The 18,233-nt window shown below is 62.1% G+C and carries 18 protein-coding genes and 1 pseudogene; 12 read left to right on the forward strand and 7 right to left on the reverse strand.

Annotation, left to right across the window (positions count from 1 at the left end):
- Positions 1 to 20: 20 nt before the first annotated feature.
- The 6 genes and pseudogenes from METAC_RS0115770 to hemE form a co-directional block, all read right to left on the reverse strand.
- Positions 21 to 2,270: a primosomal protein N' gene (locus METAC_RS0115770; RefSeq protein WP_026607789.1), complete on the reverse strand. Its 2,250-nt coding sequence runs from the start codon at positions 2,268 to 2,270 to the stop codon at positions 21 to 23.
- Between the two features lie 222 nt (positions 2,271 to 2,492).
- On the reverse strand, positions 2,493 to 3,092 hold the full coding sequence (locus METAC_RS27150) for a Uma2 family endonuclease (protein ID WP_342446962.1): 600 nt from the start codon (positions 3,090 to 3,092) through the stop codon (positions 2,493 to 2,495).
- 57 nt (positions 3,093 to 3,149) lie between these two features.
- Positions 3,150 to 3,893 (reverse strand): annotated as a pseudogene (locus METAC_RS27155) (TerC family protein); the annotation flags it as partial.
- A gap of 29 nt (positions 3,894 to 3,922) precedes the next feature.
- A complete protein-coding gene (gene rho / locus METAC_RS0115780) occupies positions 3,923 to 5,191 on the reverse strand; it encodes a transcription termination factor Rho (RefSeq protein ID WP_026607790.1) in 1,269 nt (422 codons plus the stop codon).
- A 237-nt stretch (positions 5,192 to 5,428) separates the two neighbouring features.
- Positions 5,429 to 5,860, reverse strand: coding sequence for a protoporphyrinogen oxidase HemJ (gene hemJ / locus METAC_RS0115790; protein ID WP_026607791.1), 432 nt, complete (start codon positions 5,858 to 5,860; stop codon positions 5,429 to 5,431).
- The gene (gene hemE, locus METAC_RS0115795) at positions 5,857 to 6,912 is read right to left on the reverse strand and encodes a uroporphyrinogen decarboxylase (RefSeq protein WP_026607792.1); all 1,056 of its coding nucleotides are present in this window, start codon (positions 6,910 to 6,912) and stop codon (positions 5,857 to 5,859) included. The genes hemJ and hemE overlap by 4 nt, the downstream gene beginning before the upstream one ends.
- A gap of 430 nt (positions 6,913 to 7,342) precedes the next feature.
- Here hemE and METAC_RS0115800 point away from each other — a divergent pair, with 430 nt between their 5' ends.
- From METAC_RS0115800 to dnaQ, 5 genes are read left to right on the forward strand one after another with little or no spacing between them, the layout of a single operon-like run.
- On the forward strand, positions 7,343 to 8,176 hold the full coding sequence (locus tag METAC_RS0115800; RefSeq protein ID WP_026607793.1) for a pyruvate, water dikinase regulatory protein: 834 nt from the start codon (positions 7,343 to 7,345) through the stop codon (positions 8,174 to 8,176).
- Positions 8,173 to 8,790: a Maf family protein gene (locus METAC_RS0115805; protein ID WP_026607794.1), complete on the forward strand. Its 618-nt coding sequence runs from the start codon at positions 8,173 to 8,175 to the stop codon at positions 8,788 to 8,790. Before METAC_RS0115800 ends, METAC_RS0115805 begins: the two co-directional genes overlap by 4 nt.
- The gene (locus METAC_RS0115810) at positions 8,787 to 9,638 is read left to right on the forward strand and encodes a shikimate dehydrogenase (protein WP_026607795.1); all 852 of its coding nucleotides are present in this window, start codon (positions 8,787 to 8,789) and stop codon (positions 9,636 to 9,638) included. The genes METAC_RS0115805 and METAC_RS0115810 overlap by 4 nt, the downstream gene beginning before the upstream one ends.
- Positions 9,639 to 10,253, forward strand: a complete 615-nt coding sequence (coaE, locus tag METAC_RS0115815; protein WP_026607796.1) for a dephospho-CoA kinase — start codon at positions 9,639 to 9,641, stop codon at positions 10,251 to 10,253.
- Positions 10,254 to 10,261: 8 nt separating this feature from the next.
- Positions 10,262 to 10,969: a DNA polymerase III subunit epsilon gene (gene dnaQ / locus METAC_RS0115820; RefSeq protein WP_026607797.1), complete on the forward strand. Its 708-nt coding sequence runs from the start codon at positions 10,262 to 10,264 to the stop codon at positions 10,967 to 10,969.
- Positions 10,970 to 10,981: 12 nt separating this feature from the next.
- Here the strand turns inward: dnaQ and METAC_RS0115825 are convergent, their stop codons facing one another.
- Positions 10,982 to 11,860, reverse strand: coding sequence for a transporter (locus METAC_RS0115825; protein WP_198017233.1), 879 nt, complete (start codon positions 11,858 to 11,860; stop codon positions 10,982 to 10,984).
- Positions 11,861 to 12,098: 238 nt separating this feature from the next.
- Here METAC_RS0115825 and METAC_RS0115830 point away from each other — a divergent pair, with 238 nt between their 5' ends.
- The 7 genes from METAC_RS0115830 (at position 12,099) to METAC_RS24000 (ending at position 18,151) form a co-directional block, all read left to right on the forward strand.
- Positions 12,099 to 13,556 carry a sigma-54 dependent transcriptional regulator gene (locus METAC_RS0115830; protein ID WP_026607799.1) on the forward strand — a complete coding sequence of 486 codons (1,458 nt, stop codon included), beginning with the start codon at positions 12,099 to 12,101 and terminating at the stop codon, positions 13,554 to 13,556.
- 36 nt (positions 13,557 to 13,592) lie between these two features.
- Positions 13,593 to 13,853: a hypothetical protein gene (locus METAC_RS23995; RefSeq protein WP_245257505.1), complete on the forward strand. Its 261-nt coding sequence runs from the start codon at positions 13,593 to 13,595 to the stop codon at positions 13,851 to 13,853.
- Positions 13,854 to 14,037: 184 nt separating this feature from the next.
- Positions 14,038 to 15,000 carry an NADH-quinone oxidoreductase subunit B family protein gene (locus METAC_RS0115840; RefSeq protein ID WP_026607800.1) on the forward strand — a complete coding sequence of 321 codons (963 nt, stop codon included), beginning with the start codon at positions 14,038 to 14,040 and terminating at the stop codon, positions 14,998 to 15,000.
- Positions 15,001 to 15,143: 143 nt separating this feature from the next.
- Positions 15,144 to 16,745 carry a nickel-dependent hydrogenase large subunit gene (locus METAC_RS0115845; protein WP_036255661.1) on the forward strand — a complete coding sequence of 534 codons (1,602 nt, stop codon included), beginning with the start codon at positions 15,144 to 15,146 and terminating at the stop codon, positions 16,743 to 16,745.
- Between the two features lie 227 nt (positions 16,746 to 16,972).
- Positions 16,973 to 17,287 carry a hypothetical protein gene (locus METAC_RS0115850; protein ID WP_026607802.1) on the forward strand — a complete coding sequence of 105 codons (315 nt, stop codon included), beginning with the start codon at positions 16,973 to 16,975 and terminating at the stop codon, positions 17,285 to 17,287.
- A 40-nt stretch (positions 17,288 to 17,327) separates the two neighbouring features.
- On the forward strand, positions 17,328 to 17,810 hold the full coding sequence (locus tag METAC_RS0115855; protein ID WP_026607803.1) for a hydrogenase maturation protease: 483 nt from the start codon (positions 17,328 to 17,330) through the stop codon (positions 17,808 to 17,810).
- On the forward strand, positions 17,807 to 18,151 hold the full coding sequence (locus METAC_RS24000) for a hypothetical protein (RefSeq protein ID WP_051335623.1): 345 nt from the start codon (positions 17,807 to 17,809) through the stop codon (positions 18,149 to 18,151). Before METAC_RS0115855 ends, METAC_RS24000 begins: the two co-directional genes overlap by 4 nt.
- The last annotated feature ends 82 nt before the right edge of the window (positions 18,152 to 18,233 follow it).

The following is an 18,233-nucleotide window of genomic DNA, read 5'->3' on the forward strand; positions in this document are numbered from 1 at the left end:
GCTACGCGCCGCAATGCTCCTCACAAAAAGCTCTGCGGATCGATGTCGACCGCAACCTTTACCCCGCCGCGTTCGGGCGGGCCGGCCGCGAGCAGCGCGCGCAAGAATCCCTGCAGATCCGCCGCGCGTGGCGCCCGGACGAGCAGACGAAAGCGATGTCGCCCACGGATGACCGCGATCGGCGCCTCGGCGGGACCAAGCAATGTGAGGTCGTCCTCGGCCGGCAGACCGCCGGCTGGCGCGAGACGCCAATGATCTGAAGGCGGCAAATCATAAGCCGCCCGAGCCAGCGCGCGGGCATGGCCCTCCGCCGAGGCCGCATCCTTGCCGGAGACGATCAACGCCGCGAGACGGCCGAAAGGCGGCAGGCCCGCACGGCGGCGCTGCTCGGTCTCCTCATTGAAGAAGCGCTCGTAATCGCCCGACAGCAACGCCCGCATCACGGGGTGCTCCGGCTGCCAAGTCTGCACCAGCGCGCGGCCGGACGTGTCGAAACGCCCGGCGCGGCCCGTCACCTGTTGCAGCAATTGGAATGTTCGCTCCGCCGCGCGAGGATCGCCCGAGGTCAACCCAATATCCGCGTCGATCACGCCGACAAGGGAAAGCATCGGAAAATTGTGCCCCTTGGCGACGAGCTGCGTGCCGATGACGATGTCGCAGGCCCCGCGCGCGATCGCGTCGAGCTCCGCCCGCAACCTTTCCGCGCCGCCGGGAAAATCAGAAGACAGAACCAGGAGCCGGGTGTCGGGAAACAGCTCCGCGGTTTCCTCGGCGAGCCGCTCTACGCCCGGGCCGCAAGCAGTCAACGAATCCTTCGCCTCGCATTCCGGGCAAACCTGCGGCCGGCGTTCGATATGGCCGCAGTGATGGCACACGAGTGCGCGGCGAAACCGATGCTCGACCAGCCAGGCGGTGCAGTTCGGGCATTGGAACCGGTGGCCGCAGCTTCGGCAAAGCGTGAGCGGCGCATAGCCCCGGCGGTTCAAGAAGAGCAACGCCTGCTCGCCCCGCCCCAGAGTCTCGCCAAGCGCCGCCACGAGTTTCGGCGAGATCCATTTTCCGCGCGGGGCCGCCTCCCGCCTCAGATCGACCGCGGAAAGTTCAGGCAAAGCGCGGCCCTGGAACCGCGCCGCGAGCCGCACATGGCCATAGCGACCTTGCTCGGCATTGACTCTCGTCTCGATGGAAGGGGTCGCCGAGGCGAGGATCACGGCCGCCTTTTCGATCCGGCCGCGCACCACGGCCATGTCGCGGGCGTGATAATTAACCCCGTCCTCCTGCTTATAGGCGGCGTCATGCTCTTCATCGACGATCAAAGCCGCAAGATCCGCGAAGGGAAGAAACAGCGCCGAACGCGCCCCCGCCACGACCTTGGCCTCTCCCGAGGCGACCGCCTTCCAGATCCGCGCGCGCTTGCGGGCGGAGACTCCCGAATGCCATTCGGCCGGCCGCGCGCCGAACCGAGCCGCGAAACGATCGAGAAACTGGGTCGTCAGCGCGATCTCCGGCATCAGGATCAAGGCTTGGCGCCCGGCCTTCAGACATGCGGCGACCGCCTCGAAATACACCTCGGTCTTGCCCGAGCCTGTCACCCCTTCGAGCAAAGTCGCGGAGAAGGCGCGGGCGGCGACGCGGTCCGCGAGAACGCGCGCCGCCGCCGCCTGATCGGCTTCAAGCGTAGGCGCGGCGAAATCGGGAGCGGAGGGGAGAGCGACCGGCTCGGGCGGAAGCGCGATGGTTTCGAGTGCGCCATCGTCGATGAGCCCATCTATCACCCCGACCGAACAGGCCGCCGCCTCGGCCAAGGCGGATTTCGCGAAGGCGAGCCCACCTTCCGCCGCGGCGAGAACGCGGGCCCGCGTGGGCGTCAGGCGGGAGGGCGCAGCGCCCGAAAGGCGAACGCCGACCCGCACTGGCTCGGGGCCGGCGGAGAAAGGCGCCCGCACGCCCATGCGGAGGACCATGCCGCGCGGGGACATGGTCCAGCGCGCGGTCCAATCTATGAACTCTCTTAACGCGCGCCCGAGCGGCGGAAGCGCAAGCCGCGTCTCAATGCTTTTGAGATTGGACGCGCCCCCAGGCGCCGCCCGCAGGCTCCAGACAACGCCGATCGTCGTTCTGGTCCCCAGCGGCGCCTCGACGAAATCGCCCTCGGCGAGATCGAGACCTGCGGGGATTTTATAGGAATAGGCAGTATCCACAGCCACAGGGACAAGGACGTCGGCGACGCCGGGCGCCGATGCTTTTGGGGCCTCAAAGCCGCTTGCCAAAGAGGGCCCCCTCTCCTTCGCCAAAGACCGGCTCCCGACTTGATTTCAAGCCAGGACTATAGGGCGCTAGGCGAGGAAAGCCCAAGACCAAGGCGAAGAGGCCTGCAAAACCGTCTCGAAGGGCGAGGCAAGTGAAGATTTCAAAATAGTCTCTAAGCTTCGTGAGCCGGCAGGCGTTGCCACGCGACCGGGCGCAGGGAGGCGTCTAATGAGACGCTTTTGCTAATTCCTCGCCGCCAAATACGTCGTCCGATAGGCGGCGACGAGCGGAAAGCTGAAGCCGATGCTTTCGAGCGTCACGTCGCCGGTTTCGATCATCAGCGGCTCGCTAGGCCAGGAGCCGTCTGGGTTGCGGCGCAGCAGTTCAGCGCCGATCGAAGCGGTGCTGAAGACGAGGATCTCCTGAACGCTAGGCAAAGTCGCATAGGCCCAGACATTGGCCCAGATTTCAGCCCGATTGTTCGGAGAGTGGATCTCGATCAAAAGGACAGGATCCTCGAGCGCGCTTTCCTCAAATTCATACGCCGAACAGATGACGGCGAGGTCGGGGATTCGAACATTGGTCTTTGACTGAATGCGCGGAATCACGTTCGGCGTCGTCAGGATCGTGCAAGGACCGCCCCGCGCCTCAAGATAGCCCGCGATGAGATGCGCGACTTGGCTTTGTATCGCGCCATGCGTGCGGCTTCCGCGAGCCATAGTCTGCGGTTCGCCATCGATCAACTGCCAGGGCAACGGCGTGGACGGGTTCCATGCGAAAAATTCCGCGACGGTCATTCCAGCTGGGATTTCGGGCAAAGCAATCAAGGGAGGGCTTCGCATTGGCTCAGCCTTTGGCTCAGACGAAAGCTTCGTCGGTTCCGGCGGCAAGCTGATCGACGCCGGCGCATGGCGGTTGCGCGCAAGGCTGTTCAACCCCTCGACCACGGCCGAAAATGCCATCGCCGCATAGATATAGCCCTTGGGAAGATGGAAGCCGAAGCCATCCGCGACCAGAGTCGTGCCGATCAACAGCAAAAAGCCCAGGGCCAACATCACGATGGTCGGATTTCTACGAATGAAATGGGCAAGCGGATCGGCCGCGAACAACATGGCGAGCACCGCCACCACGACGGCGACGACCATGATCGGCACATGCTCGGTCATTCCGACCGCAGTGATGATCGAATCTATCGAGAAGACAATGTCCAACGCCATGATCTGCGCGACCACGGCGCCGAAGCGCACGGGCTTACGACCGGGCGAATCCTCATGAGCATCGGCGGCGACGTCGACATTGTGATGGATCTCGGTCGTCGCCTTCCACACGAGAAAGGCGCCCCCAGCGATCAGGATCAAGTCGCGCCAGGAAAAATCATGGCCGAAGGCCGCGAACACGGGTTCGACGAGCTTGACGACGAAACCCGCTGCGCCAACGAGTAAAATTCGGAAGATGAGGGAAAGGCCAATGCCGATCCGACGCGCCCGCCCGCTTTGCGGAGACGGCAGCTTATTGGAGAGGATCGCGATGAAGACGAGATTATCGACGCCGAGCACCAGCTCCATCGCGACCAATGCCGCAAGGGCGAGCCAATTCGCGGGCTCGTAGGCGAGGCCGATCAGAGCGGGAGGCAAGAAGGCCATGGCCCGACCCGCGCGCGACTAGGCCGCGCTCAGGTGTTCATCGCCTCGAAGAAGGTGGCGTTTCCTTTCGGCGTCTCGCGCAACTTGCCGAGGAGGAACTCGATGCCGTCCACCGTGCCCATAGGATTGAGAATGCGCCGCAAAACGTACATTTTCTTGAGAATGTCGGGCGGCACGAGCAATTCCTCCTTGCGGGTGCCGGAACGGGTGATGTCGATCGCCGGGAAGGTGCGCTTGTCGGCCACCTTGCGGTCGAGAATGATCTCCGAATTGCCGGTGCCCTTGAACTCTTCGAAAATCACCTCGTCCATGCGCGAGCCGGTGTCGATCAGCGCGGTCGCGATGATCGTGAGCGAGCCGCCCTCCTCGATATTGCGGGCGGCGCCGAAGAAGCGCTTGGGCCGCTGGAGGGCGTTGGCGTCGACGCCGCCGGTCAGCACCTTGCCGGAAGACGGAACCACAGTGTTATAGGCCCGACCCAATCGGGTGATCGAATCGAGAAGAATCACCACGTCGCGACCATGCTCGACGAGGCGCTTCGCCTTTTCGATCACCATTTCAGCGACCTGGACATGGCGCACCGCGGGCTCGTCGAAGGTCGAGGAAACGACCTCGCCCTGGACCGAGCGCTGCATGTCGGTGACTTCCTCCGGCCGCTCGTCGATCAACAAAACGATCAAATAGCATTCCGGATGATTGGCTGTGACCGATTGCGCGATATTCTGCAACAAAACCGTTTTGCCGGTGCGCGGCGGCGCGACGATCAAGGCGCGCTGGCCCTTGCCGATCGGCGCGACGATGTCGATGACCCGGGCGGAGAGGTCCTTCTTGGTCGGATCCTCGACCTCGAGATGCAGACGCTCGTCGGGATAAAGGGGCGTCAGATTGTCGAAATGGACCTTATGGCGGATTTTCTCCGGGTCCTCGAAATTGATCGTGTTGACCTTGAGGAGGGCGAAGTAACGCTCGCCATCCTTGGGGCTGCGGATAAGGCCTTCGACTGTGTCGCCGGTGCGCAAGCCGAACCGCCGAATCTGCGACGGCGAAACGTAAATATCGTCAGGACCCGCGAGATAATTCGCGTCCGGCGAACGAAGGAAGCCGAAACCATCCTGCAGCACCTCGATGACGCCTTCGCCGACAATCTCGACGTCGCGGCTCGCGAGCTGCTTCAGGATCGCGAACATGAGCTCCTGCTTGCGCATGATCGACGCATTCTCGACTTCGTGCTCTTCGGCGAAGGCGAGCAATTCGGTCGGCGACTTGAGCTTCAAGTCTTGCAGCTTAATTTCCCGCATGGGGATGGAGTCCTTGGAAGATGGCGCGATCCGCGCGCGCGAATTCGAGACAGAAATGACGCAACCACGTCCGGCGAGGACAGGCGCGCAAGTCCCGAAAGACAGGTGCAAGGGTTTCGACGCGGCGCTTCGCACGCGCCTGATGAAAGCCAATAACCTTAGGGAGGGACTTTATTTATAGACGGATCTCAATGCTTTGACAAGCGAAACAGAGCCTACAATGATTCGCCGCCGCGATCAAAATGGCTTGACGACGACCAAAATGATGATGCCGAGCATCAGAATTGTCGGAATTTCATTGAGAATTCGGAAAAATCTGGGGTCGTGACGGTTTTCTTCGGCGGCGAAATTTTTAGCGCATCGGCTCAAATATCCGTGGAGGCCGGTCATCAAGACGACCAAAAGAAGTTTGGCCTGCAGCCATCGAGCGTCGAAGAAACCCGCTTGCGACGCCAGGGCGAGGCCGCTGAGCCAGGCGACGATCATGGCCGGGCGCATGATGATCCGCAGCAGCCGGCCTTCCATCACCGTGAACGTCCGGTCCTGATCGGAGCCTAGGGTTGTTTCGGCGTGATAAACGAACAGGCGCGGCAGATAGAACATCCCGGCCATCCAGGCGATGACCGCGGCGATATGAAGGACCTTGGTCCAATGATAGGCGTCGTTCATCCCGGAGCTCCCTCACGCAGGAGCGCGACGAGCCGCGACACATGATCGAGCGGCGTTTCGGGGACGACGCCATGGCCGAGATTGAAAATATGCGGCCGTCCTCGGAGCGCCGACAGGATTCGCCGCGCGGACCGATCCAGCGCCTCTCCGCCGGCGACCAGAGCCAAGGGATCGAGATTGCCTTGCAGGACGAGGTTTTGATCGAATTCCGCGGCGGCCCAGACCGGATCGATCGAGCTGTCGAGCCCGAGCGCGGAGACCGCCGTATCTTGCGCGAATTGCCGTAAGCGTGGGCCTGCCCCTCTCGGAAAACCAATAATGCGAGCAGTTTTATGCTTCTGCTTGAGGCCGGAGACAATCGCCTTGATCGGCGCGACGCACCATTGCTCGAACTCGCCGGCCGGAAGCACGCCGGCCCAGCTGTCGAAGATCTGCACCGCCTCAACGCCTGCCGATATTTGCGCCGAGAGATAATCGATCGAGGCGGCGGTGAGCCGATCGATGAGCCGTTGAAACAGATCGGGATGACGATAGGCAAAAAGCCGCGCGGGCGCTTGGTCTGGCGTCCCCTTTCCTGCGATCATATAGCTCGCGACAGTCCATGGCGCGCCGCAAAAGCCGATGAACGCGGTCTCGGAGGGAAGGCTCGCGGCGACTCGCTCAATGGTTTCAAAAACCGGCGCGAGACGAGCGAGATTCAGGCTTTCGGCAAGCTTGGCGAAATCTTCGGCCGAGACAATAGGCTCAAGCCTCGGTCCTTCGCCGGACTCGAAGCTGACTTTTTGGCCAAGTGCGTCTGGGATCACCAAAATGTCGCTGAAGAGGATCGCTGCGTCGAAGCCAAACCGTCGGATCGGCTGCAAGGTCGCCTCGGCGGCGAGCGTCGGCGCATAGCAAAATTCCAGAAACGAGGGCGCCTTAGCGCGGATCTCGCGATATTCGGGCAGATAGCGGCCGGCTTGCCGCATCAGCCAAATCGGCGGAGGGACGCCCGCTTCGCCGTCGAGCGTGCGAAGGAAAGGCTTCGGGTTGGATCTCGTTTGATCGGCCAAGCTCGGATGAACCTTTAAGAAATTATGAATCTTTTTAGAAATTCTTCTGTTCTCTAGACCGTGGATTCGCGTTGCGCACGGGTTTCCACAACGGACGCAGCCGCTATTCGGTTCTCCCCATAATCCACGCTATGGATCAGGCTCTAGCTGCTCCAACGATATCATTTTAATATCAAGAGATTAGAGCTTATCTCTCCAAAGCCTGTGGAAACCGTTTCCACAGGATCGACAGAAGTCACAAAAGAGGCGCATCCAGCTTCCCGCGCTCATGGCTGTTGAAAACTTTGCAGTCAAGTCCGGAGCCGTTCGCGAGATTTCGATTGTCATGGCGCAGGCCAGGGATTTATCCACCTTTATCCCCTGCAATGCGGTTTTCCTGTCTCATGAGGCTCTCAAGGGCATTTGGGGAAATCCTCGGGCGAGGCTGTTCGTGCCGCGTGACGCCTGCCACCTGCATCTTGTCTCCGACGCGACAGGAGAGACCCTGATCGCGGTGAGCCGCGCTGGGGCGGCGCAATATCAGAATGTAAAATCACAGGAGCATGTCTATCCGCTGGTGCGCACGCGCGCGCAGCTCGACAAGGCCCTGGCCGAAATTGCCGCGACGCCCGGCATGGTCTTGTTCACCTTGGTCGATCAGAAGCTGGCGCGTCGGCTTGAGGAGGGATGTCGCGAGATCGGGGCGCCCTGTCTTTCGGTGCTTCAGCCGGTCCTGACCTTGTTCCAATCCTATCTCGGAGCGCCGGGAAAGCAGCGGCCTGGCGCGCAGCATATGCTCAACGCTGATTATTTTCGCCGGATCGACGCCTTGAACTTCACCCTATTGCATGACGATGGCCAGATGACCGATGATTACGAGGCGGCCGACGTGATCCTGATCGGCGTGAGCCGGACGTCGAAAACGCCGACGAGCATCTATCTCGCCAATCGCGGCGTCAAAACCGCCAATATCCCTCTTGTGCCAAATGTGCCTTTGCCCAAATCGGTCGAGACACTGCGGCGTCCTCTCGTCGTCGGCCTTCTGGCCACGCCCGACAGCATTGTGCAAGTCCGCAAGACTAGGCTTCTGTCCTTGAACGCCGATATCGAATCTCCTTATGTGGATCGGCATCTCGTGGCTGAGGAAGTCGCCAAATCGCGCCAGCTTTTCGAGCGGCGCGGGTGGCCCACGATCGATGTGACGCGCCGCTCGATCGAGGAGACGGCCGCGGCCATCATCCATCTTTTCAAAATTCATAAGGCGAAGGTGATCGCAGCGTCATGAGTGGGCTTTGGCGAAACGAAGCGCCCCTTCTCCTCGCCTCGAAAAGTGCGGCGCGGCGCGCTCTTCTTGTGGCGGCAGGCGTTCCCTGCGAGACGGCGGATGCCGGGATTGACGAGCGTCTTGTCGAAGCGCCTTTGCGCGCCGTTGGCGCGGCTGGTGGCGAGATCGCGCTTCATCTGGCGCGCGCCAAGGCTCTTGCCGTCGCGACGTCTCGACCTGAGAGGCTCGTCGTCGGCGCCGATCAGGTCTTGGCCCTCGGCGATCGGATTTTCGCCAAGCCGCCGGATCGAGCGGCTGCGGCCGCCCAGCTTGCGGCACTGTCCGGCCGCGCCCATGAACTTCACTCGGCTTTTTGTGTCGCGCGTGGAAATACAATCCTGTTTGAAGCCGCGCCGGTGGCGCGGCTCGTCATGCGGCCCCTATCCGCCGCTTTCATCGAGGCCTATCTCTCTATGGCGGGGGAAGCGGCTCTTTGCAGCGTCGGCGCCTATCAGCTCGAAGGGCTCGGCGTTCATTTGTTCGAGAAGATCGAGGGCGATCACGCGACGATCCTCGGTCTTCCCTTGCTCCCGCTTTTGGCTTTCTTGCGCGAGGAAGGAAGCTTGCTCCAATGACCGATGCGCGCGAGACGCCGCCTAAGGCCTGCATTATCGGTTGGCCGGCAGGCCATTCGCGCTCGCCGATGATTCATGGATTTTGGCTCGCCGAGCTTCGAATCGCTGGCGCCTATGAACGGGCGCCTGTCCCGCCCGAGGATTTCGCGCGCTTCATTCGTAATCTCGCCGCGAACGGCTTCGTCGGGGCCAATGTGACCTTGCCGCATAAGGAGGCCGCTTTCGCCCTTTGCGATCGGACGACCGAAACCGCGGCCAAGCTTCGGGCGGCCAATACGCTGTGGATCGAGGATGGCGAGCTTCACGGCGACAATACGGACGTCGAGGGGTTTCTTGCCGCGCTCGATCAAGACGCTCCGGGCTGGGCCGATCGGTCGGGCAAGGCGGTCGTGCTCGGGGCGGGCGGCGCTGCGCGGGCGATCGTTCATGCGCTTTTGTCGCGGGGGGTCGAACGCATCGTCCTTGTGAACCGCACCAAGGATCGCGCCCAGGCGCTCGCCGAGCAGGCGGGCGCAGGCGTCGTGGCGGCTGAGTGGGGGGACGCCTCAGCCCTCGCCGAAGCCGATCTTCTGGTCAACACCACATCGCTCGGGATGAGCGGCCAACCGCCGCTCGATCTCGATCTCGCGCCCTTGTCGGCGGGAGCCACTGTCTGCGACATCGTCTACGTTCCGCTCGAGACGGAGCTGCTCCGCCGCGCTCGGACCCGAGGGCTGCGCGGGGTTTCCGGCCTCGGAATGCTGCTGCATCAGGCGGCGCCCGGTTTCGCGCGCTGGTTCGGCGCAAAACCTTGCGTCAGCCCCGAGCTGCGCGCGCTTGTCGAGGCCGATATTTTGAAGAGCGCATAAATGTTCGTGCTTGGCCTCACCGGCTCGATCGGGATGGGCAAATCGACGACCGCCGCCATGTTTCGCGCCGAAGGCGTTCCCGTTCACGATTCCGACACCTCGGTGCATCAGCTTTATCGCGGCCCGGCAGCGCCGGTGATCGAGGCTGCATTTCCGGGGACGACGCGGGAGGGCGTCGTCGATCGCTCGGCGCTCGCGGCGCGGGTCTTCGAGGATCCGGCGGCGTTGCGTCGGCTCGAATCTATCGTTCATCCTTTGGTCACGGCCGCGAGGCAGGCGTTTCTCGTCGAGGCCGCGAAAACGGGCGCGCGCGTGGTCGTTCTCGACGTGCCTTTATTGTTTGAGACCGGCCTCGAAGGAACGGTCGACGCCGTGATCGTCGTCACCGCGCCGGAAACTGTGCAAAAGGCCCGCGCGGCGACACGTCCGGGCATGACGCCGGAGCGGCTCGCCGCGATACTAGCGAAGCAAATGCCCGACGCCGAGAAACGGGCGCGGGCGCATTTCATCATCGACACCAGCTCAGGCTTCGCCGCGGCGGAACGGCAGGTTCGCGGGGTCCTGCGCGCGCTTGCCGGGCCGGCGAATAAAAGCCGAAGCCAGATCGAACATTAAGGCGGCCCATGCGCGAAATCATTCTCGATACGGAAACGACTGGATTGGATCCCTCGAAAGGGCACAGGATCATCGAGATCGGCTGCGTCGAGCTTTTGAACGCCATTCCGACCGGCCAGACTTTTCACGTCTATTTGGATCCGGAGCGCGACATTCCCGAGGAAGCCTTCAAGGTGCATGGGATTTCCGCCGATTTTCTGGCCGGGAAACCGCTGTTCGCGCATATCTGCGCCGATTTTCTGGATTTTGTCGGCGACGCTAAGATCGTCGCGCATAATGCCGAATTCGATCTGCGCTTTCTCAATGCCGAGCTTGCCTTTCTGGATCTCCCTCCGATCGCGTCGGATCGCGTGATCGACACTTTGACTTTGGCGCGGCGCAAATTTCCTGGAGCGGCCAATAGTCTCGACGCCCTTTGCGTCCGCTATGGCGTCGACGTCTCGCGTCGGACCAAGCACGGCGCCTTGCTCGACGCCGAAATCCTCGCCGAGGTCTATGCCGAGTTGACCGGCGGCCGTCAGGCGGCGCTGATCTTTGGCGCAGGCGCCGGGTCATCGTCGGCTGAAGCGAGCGCTCTCCTGAGTCGCCGCCCCGAGCCGCGGCCCTCCGTGCTGACCGAGGAGGAGCTTGCGGCGCATCGCGCCTTTGTCTCGGGTCTCGGTGACAAAGCGATCTGGAATTTCTATCTCGTCGCGGAGGCGAGCGCCGCCGAGTGACGGCGGGCCGCCTCAAAAGCGCGCGGAAACGCCTGTGTAGAGATTGAGATTGGGCGAGGCCTTGGTCAGCCCGAAATTGGCTCCGGCGTCGAGCTGCACATTGGGAACGACCATATAAGCGAGGCCCAAATCCAGCGTATAGACGGGGGGCGTATAGGCGTCCGTGGCCAGGGCCGAATAGAATTCGATAGAGGCTGTCAGGTCCTTGCTGATGAACGAGACCGGATGGCTCAAATTGGCGATATTGATCAGGTTGGAATAGCGCCGCGAATCATTCGCGTCTTTCAGGACGTCATATTCGGTTTGCAAGCCGAGGGCGAAATCCGCTGGAAGGTTGATCTGCATCGGCAGCGCGATCCCGCCTTCGACCACGCCATTGCCGAGGCCCGGCGCGGCCGAGGGGGCCTTGACCCATGGAACCAGGGCCATGGCGAAGGTTCCGCCATCATTGCCGACGAGATTGAACTTCGCCTTGAAGAACGCATCGCCGAACCCATGGCCGTTGGCGGTCAAGGCGCCGGTCTGATCATCATGCGTGGCGCTGTTCTGATAGCCGTTGAGGACGAGCTCGAAATCGATCGAATTCGTCAGGCCGAGCTTGAAGGTTGGATCGGCGACCTCGAAAAACTGCGTGCCGGCGCCCGAATAATTCGTGTGAATCGAGTTGTAGAAATCGCTCTCGATCTGAAAATGGCCAGCGTCGACCGTGAAGGGGTTGAGAATCTTGCTGGGGCGCTCGGGCTCGAAAGCGCGCATGGCGTCGTTGGGCGTCGGATTGAAGAGGCTATACATGCTCTTGTCCGGCGGCGAGGCGTCATCGGCTCGCACATATTTCGTGGCGCTCGAGGCCATAAGAAGAAGCACGCCGATACGGAGCGGCGAACGACGCATTTTCCAAGCCATATTCGCTCCTTTCGCTCCGCGCTCTGGGACGCTCGCGGCGTTTTCGATGCGTCGAGTCTCCCGGCAAGCTTTCGCCTCGACGGCGGCGATTGAAATCGACGGCCGGCTTATTGCGCCCAGAGCCCGATACAGGTCAAAATAATCTGAATTCAGATGATCTGAAATAAGCAGTAAGGCCTGACGCGGAGATCGCGATCCGGTCCGGGAAGGGAGCGGCGCCGAAGCCATGGGCGTTCAATCGACGATTTTGTTCGTTGCCGATCCTTGTCCTCGGGTGCGGGCGGCGGCGGCGAGCCTCGCGCGGGAGCCGGATTATCGCGTCATCGTGGCGGAGCGGGGCGGCGACGCGGCCGAGGCGATCAATGACGCCCATGTGGATTTGATCCTCGCCGATGTCGACATGGCTGATTGCGACGTCATCGCTTTTTTGTCCCGCCTGCGCTTCACCCATCCCAATCTGGTGCGGATCCTCCTGGTCGAGGGCGAGTCTTGCGCGGGTTTGAATGAGGCGCTCACGCGCACCGCCGCCTATCAATATCTGACCAAGCCCCTGCAGGCGGAGCAGGCCTGTCTCGTCGTCAAGCGCGCCTTGGAGACCGGAGAGCTGGCGCGCCGCCACCGCCGGCTCGTTCGGGAGCTGAAGATTGGCGATGATTCGATTTTCCTCCAAAGCAAGCCGCCGGCAGGCGCAAGAGACGAGGCCTCGCATTTCGAGCGCTTGGTCTATGCGAGCGAATCCATGGCCGAGCTTTGCAGCCTCGCCCGCGAGGTCGCCCGCACCGATCTGCCGGTGCTGATCGAAGGCGAGACGGGGACCGGAAAGGAATTGCTCGCGCGGGCGATGCATTTTCATTCGCGTCGGACGTCGAGTCCCTTGATGGCGCAAAATTGCGGCGGCATGCGCGACGAACTGTTGCATTCCGAGCTTTTCGGGCACAAGCGCGGCGCGTTCACGGGAGCGATCAGCGATCGCCTCGGCCTGTTTCGGGCGGCGGACGGCGGAACCGTTTTCCTCGATGAAATCTCCGAAGTGTCGCCCTCGTTTCAGGTGAGCTTGTTGCGCTTTCTTCAGGAAGGCGAGGTCAAGCCGCTCGGCAGCGACAAGACGATGAAGGCCGACGTGCGGATCATCGCCGCCTCCAACAAGCCGTTGAAGCAATTGGTCCGCGCCGGGCAATTTCGCGAGGATCTCTATTTCCGCCTGAAAGGCTTCGACCTCGAGCTGCCGCCCTTGCGGGCGAGGCCTACGGACATTCCCGTTTTGACCGAATATTTCGTGCGCAAGCATGGCGGCCTGCTCAGCAACCGGGTGCTCGGCGTGTCGAATGACGTGATCGAGATCTTCAAGTCCTATCGTTTTCCCGGCAATGTGCGCGAGCTCGAGAACGAGGTGCGGCGCATGGTGGCGCTGGCGAAGGACGGCGAATATTTGACGCGGCGCCATCTTTCCCCCGCGCTCGCCGCCTTGCGGGCCGGCGCGCATGACCGCCTGGTTCTGAAGGCGGATGGCAAGACCTTGAAGGAAATGGTCGAATCGCTCGAGGGCCAGCTCGTCCGCCAGGTGCTGGAAAAGTGCCGCTGGAATCAGAGCAAGGCGGCGCGGGAATTGGGACTGTCGCGGGTCGGACTCGCCAATAAGATCCGGCGCTACGCCTTGGCCGAAGGCGCCGCGCGGGCCGGTTGATTCTCTTCGCTTCGTGTGCGGGATAGGGGCGTTTTGATGGCTGAGCAAGACGAAGGCGAAAAATCCGCGGCGATCCTGCGTTTTCCTCTGTCCCGCGCGACGCCGCCCGGCAGCGCCGGCGGCTTCGTCGATCTCGGCGTCGGCGCGATGGCGCGCCGGTTGGGCATGCGCGAGGGCCAAATGACCGGCCATTGGTGCAGCCGCTGCAAGGAGTCTGGTTCGGCTATGCGTTCGAGGTCGAATGCCCATGTTGCGGCAATAGGCATGGCTGAGAACAATGGTTCTCTATACCTGTAAACTTGATTTGCAAATGGAAACAAAGTTTCTATGCAATTCGGTTTTTTGGAACGGTATTTCTGCAATTAACTAACTGATAAATAGGAATAGTTTTCTCCTTTCCTTGCCGGCATGGCATTTGCGCATTCATTTCCAACGGCGATCTCCGCGACAATGAATGAAGAGACGCCGCGGGAGGAATTCAATGGCCAATCTTTTATGGCTCCAAGGCGGCGCCTGCTCCGGCAATACAATGTCCTTTCTCAACGCCGAGGAGCCGAGCGCCTGCGACCTCGTGACCGATTTCGGCATTAACGTCCTTTGGCACCCGTCCCTCGGGCTCGAGCTTGGCGACAACGTCAAGCAGATCCTCCTGGACTGCATCTCGGGCAAGATCCAGCTCGACATTTTCGTCTTCGAAGGCACTGTCGTGAACGCGCCGAACGGCACCGGCAATTGGAACCGGTTTTGCGGCCGGCCGATGAAGGATTGGGTCAAGGAACTCTCCGACGCCGCGCAATTCGTGGTCGCGATCGGCGATTGCGCCACCTGGGGCGGCATTCCCGCCACCGCGCCGAACCCGAGCGAATCGGTTGGGCTCCAGTTCCTGAAGCGCGCGCCCGGCGGTTCGCTCGGAACGTCGTTCAAGTCTAAGGCCGGCCTCCCGGTCATCAATATTCCGGGCTGCCCCGCCCATCCCGACTGGGTCACCCAGATCCTCGTCGCCGTCGCCTCGGGCCGCGCCGGCGATCTTACCCTCGATGAATTCCAAAGGCCGAAGACCTTTTTCACGAGCTTCACCCAGACCGGCTGCACCCGCAACATGCACTTCGCTTACAAGGTCTCGGCGACGGCCTTCGGCCAGCGCAAGGGCTGCCTCTTCTATGATCTCGGCTGCCGCGGTCCGATGACGCATAGCCCCTGCAACCGCATTCTCTGGAACCGGCAATCCTCCAAGACCCGGGCCGGCATGCCCTGCCTCGGCTGCACCGAGCCCGAATTCCCCTTCTTCGACCTCGCGCCGGGTACGGTGTTCAAGACCCAGACCGTCATGGGGGTGCCGAAAGACATGCCGGCGGGCGTCGACAAGACTGGCTATGTCAAGCTGACGGCGGCCGCCAAAGCCGCCGCCCCGGCCTGGGCGGAAAAGGACATTTTCGTCGTCTGACCAGAGGAATTAAGGCCGCCGGCGGGCCATGGGGTCCGCCGCGCAGCAGTTCGAGCCGAATTTTTGCGACGCGGACAGCCGCTGTCGCCGATCGGGAGGGGCCCAGAGCTCCCCGTCGCGTGTCATTGAGGAGCACCAGCATCATGGCCGAAGCAGCCGTACAGACGCTTGACATATCACCGGTGGGGCGCGTCGAGGGCGACCTCGACGTGCGCGTCGACATCGCCGACGGCGTCGTCGTCAACGCCTGGACCCAGGCGGAGCTTTTTCGCGGCTTCGAGATCATCCTGCGCGACAAGGACCCGCAGGCGGGCCTCGTCGTCACGCCCCGCGCCTGCGGCATTTGCGGCGCCTCGCACCTGACCTGCGCCGCTTGGGCGCTCGACACCGCCTGGGGGACCACGGTGCCGCGCAACGCGATTCTCGCGCGCAATCTCGGCCAGCTCGCGGAATCGCTGCAGAGCCTGCCGCGTCATCACTATGGCCTGTTCATGATCGACTACACGAACAAGGCCTATGCCGGCAGCCCCTATTACGAAGAGGCGGTCAAGCGCTGGTCGCCCTTCACCGGCGCGCATTACGAGGCCGGCGTCACGATTTCCGGCCGTCCGGTGGAGATCTATGCGCTGCTCGGCGGGCAATGGCCGCATTCGAGCTATATGGTTCCAGGCGGCGTCATGAGCGCGCCGACGCTCACGGACGTGACCCGCGCGTGGTCGATCCTCGAGCATTTCCGCCGCAACTGGATGGAGCCTATGTGGCTCGGCTGCTCGCTCGAGCGCTACGAGCAGATCCAATCCTATGACGATTTCCTCGCTTGGCTCGATGAGCGGCCGGAGCACGCCAATTCCGACCTCGGCCTGTTTTGGCGCATGAGCCTCGACATCGGCCTCGACAAATATGGCAAGGGCCTCGGCAAATATGTCACCTGGGGCTATCTGCCTCACGAGGACAAATACAACCATCCGACCATCGAGGGCCGCAACGCCGCCGTCATCATGAAAAGCGGTGTCTATGACGGCAAGACCGACACTCATAAATTGATGGACCAGTCCTTCACCCGCGAGGACACGCTGCACGCCTGGTACGACGAGGCGAGCCCGGTGCATCCGTTCGACCGCACCACCAAGCCGATCTCCAAGAACGATCTCGACCACAACGCCAAATATTCCTGGTCGACCGCCGTGGCCCATGTCGACAACGGCCGGCTCGAGGCCGGCCCGCTCGCACGCCAGCTCGTCGCTGGCGGCAAGCATGGCGAGAGTTGGCAGCATTACGATCCGCTGCTGCTCGACATGTATAAAAAGCTCGGCGGTGCAAGCGTGGTTTTGCGTCATTTCGCCCGCATGCACGAAGGCGTGAAAATCTATCGCGAGATGGAGCGCATCTTGCGCGAGCTGCGCCTCAACGACGAATGGTACATCAAGCCGACCGAGAAAGACGGCCGCGGCTGGGGCGCGACGGAGGCCATTCGTGGCGCGCTCTGCCATTGGATCGAGGTGCAGAACGGCAAGATCAAGAATTACCAGATGATCGCGCCGACGACCTGGAACGTGGGCCCCCGCGCCGAGACCGGCGAGCGCGGCCCGATCGAGGAGGCGCTGATCGGCACGCCGATCAAGGACAAGCACGATCCCGTTGAGGTCGGCCATGTCGCGCGCTCCTATGATTCGTGCCTCGTCTGCACGGTCCATGCACATGACGCCAAGACCGGCGCCGAGCTCGCCCGTTTCCGCACGGCGTGACGCGGGAGGAACCCCCCGCGCCGTTTCATGGCCGACGCCATTGCGCTCCGATCAGCAGCAGCCTGATCCTGGGCGCAATGGCTCGCGTCTTGAAACTGATCTAAACTCCGCCGACAGGATGTTGTATGCTTGCGACTTGCGCGCTGCGAGCGCGCGGTCCGGCTTGTCGGCCCTGCCCCCAATGGCGCGACAATGACAGGCTCGACCTGGTTCTTGAGGCTGGCGCCATGTCTGCTGCGGATACGAATGAAACCCTCGACAAGATCACCAAGCTTCTGGCGGGTGGATTGAAGACCAGGACCGAGGGCATTCCCGAGACCGAAAAGGAATTTGGCGAAATCTTGAACGAGTTGCGGGCGCTCGCCCCAGACGATCTGGAAGGCAAGCTCGTGATTGGCGGCTTCATCAACCATCCTTATGGCGAAGAGCAATATCGATGCATGGAGTGCATGTATTACCTCGTCCATCGGAAATGGTGCGATCTGCCCGAACTCGCCGTGCCGGTCGAGCCGGATTGGTGGTGCCGCCTTTGGCGGATTTAACGCGCTGGCCGAGGCGGCTGGCGCCTCGCGGAAATGTCCCATGTTGGCGGTGATTGGTTGCGGCAATCTCAATCGCTGCGACGACGGCGTCGGCGCGATCGTCGCGCAACGCTTGCTGTCGCGCGGCTATGAGTCTTCGGGTCGGCTAAGGATCTTCGACGCCGGGACCAATGGCATGGAAGTCCTGTTTCAAGCGCGCGGCGCAAAAAAGCTCGTCATTGTCGACGCTTGCGCCAGCGGCGCCGAGCCCGGAGCCGTTTTCGAGGCGCCGGGATCTTTTCTCGAAAACCATCCCGAGCCGAGCTTCACCTTGCATGATTTTCGTTGGGACCACGCGCTTTACGCCGGGCGCAGAATTTGGGCCGATGAATTTCCCGACGACGTGACGGTCTTTCTTGTTGAGGCGCAGACATTGGATTTCGGCCTCGAGCTTTCCGAACCTGTCGCCAAGGCGGCCGAGATCGTCGCCACGCGGGTATCGGCGATGATCGACGCCTATCTGGCGACGGAGCCCGCGCCGTGAGCGACGCGCAAACGGGGATCGACGTTTGGCGGCTGCGCGTCCACCGCGACCATATTTATATCGATGCGGCGGATTTCACCGCGCATTTGGCCAATGCCGGCAATGTGATCTTGCTGCGCGAGGGCGGCGATCTCTTGGTCTTGCCTCTGGTCAGCGCCGCAGCCGGCGGTTTTCTCGTCAAGCAGGTCAATGCGCGCGGCGATCGGGCCATTCATGCGGCGGATTTTTTCCGGTTGAACGGGATCGACGAGCGAGACGATCTCGTTGCGGAGGCCGTTTGGAGCGAGGCGCGCGCCGGCTATGTCATTGGCGGATTTTTCGCCGAGCGCCCCGAGTCTTGATCAGCTAACTAAGTTTGCAGGTCGAAAGTAAACTAGACTCTATCTACGCAAGCGCCTAATCGTGAACATTGGAGAGCCCGAG

It is taken from the genome of Methylocapsa acidiphila B2, assembly GCF_000427445.1.
Lineage (GTDB): Bacteria > Pseudomonadota > Alphaproteobacteria > Rhizobiales > Beijerinckiaceae > Methylocapsa > Methylocapsa acidiphila.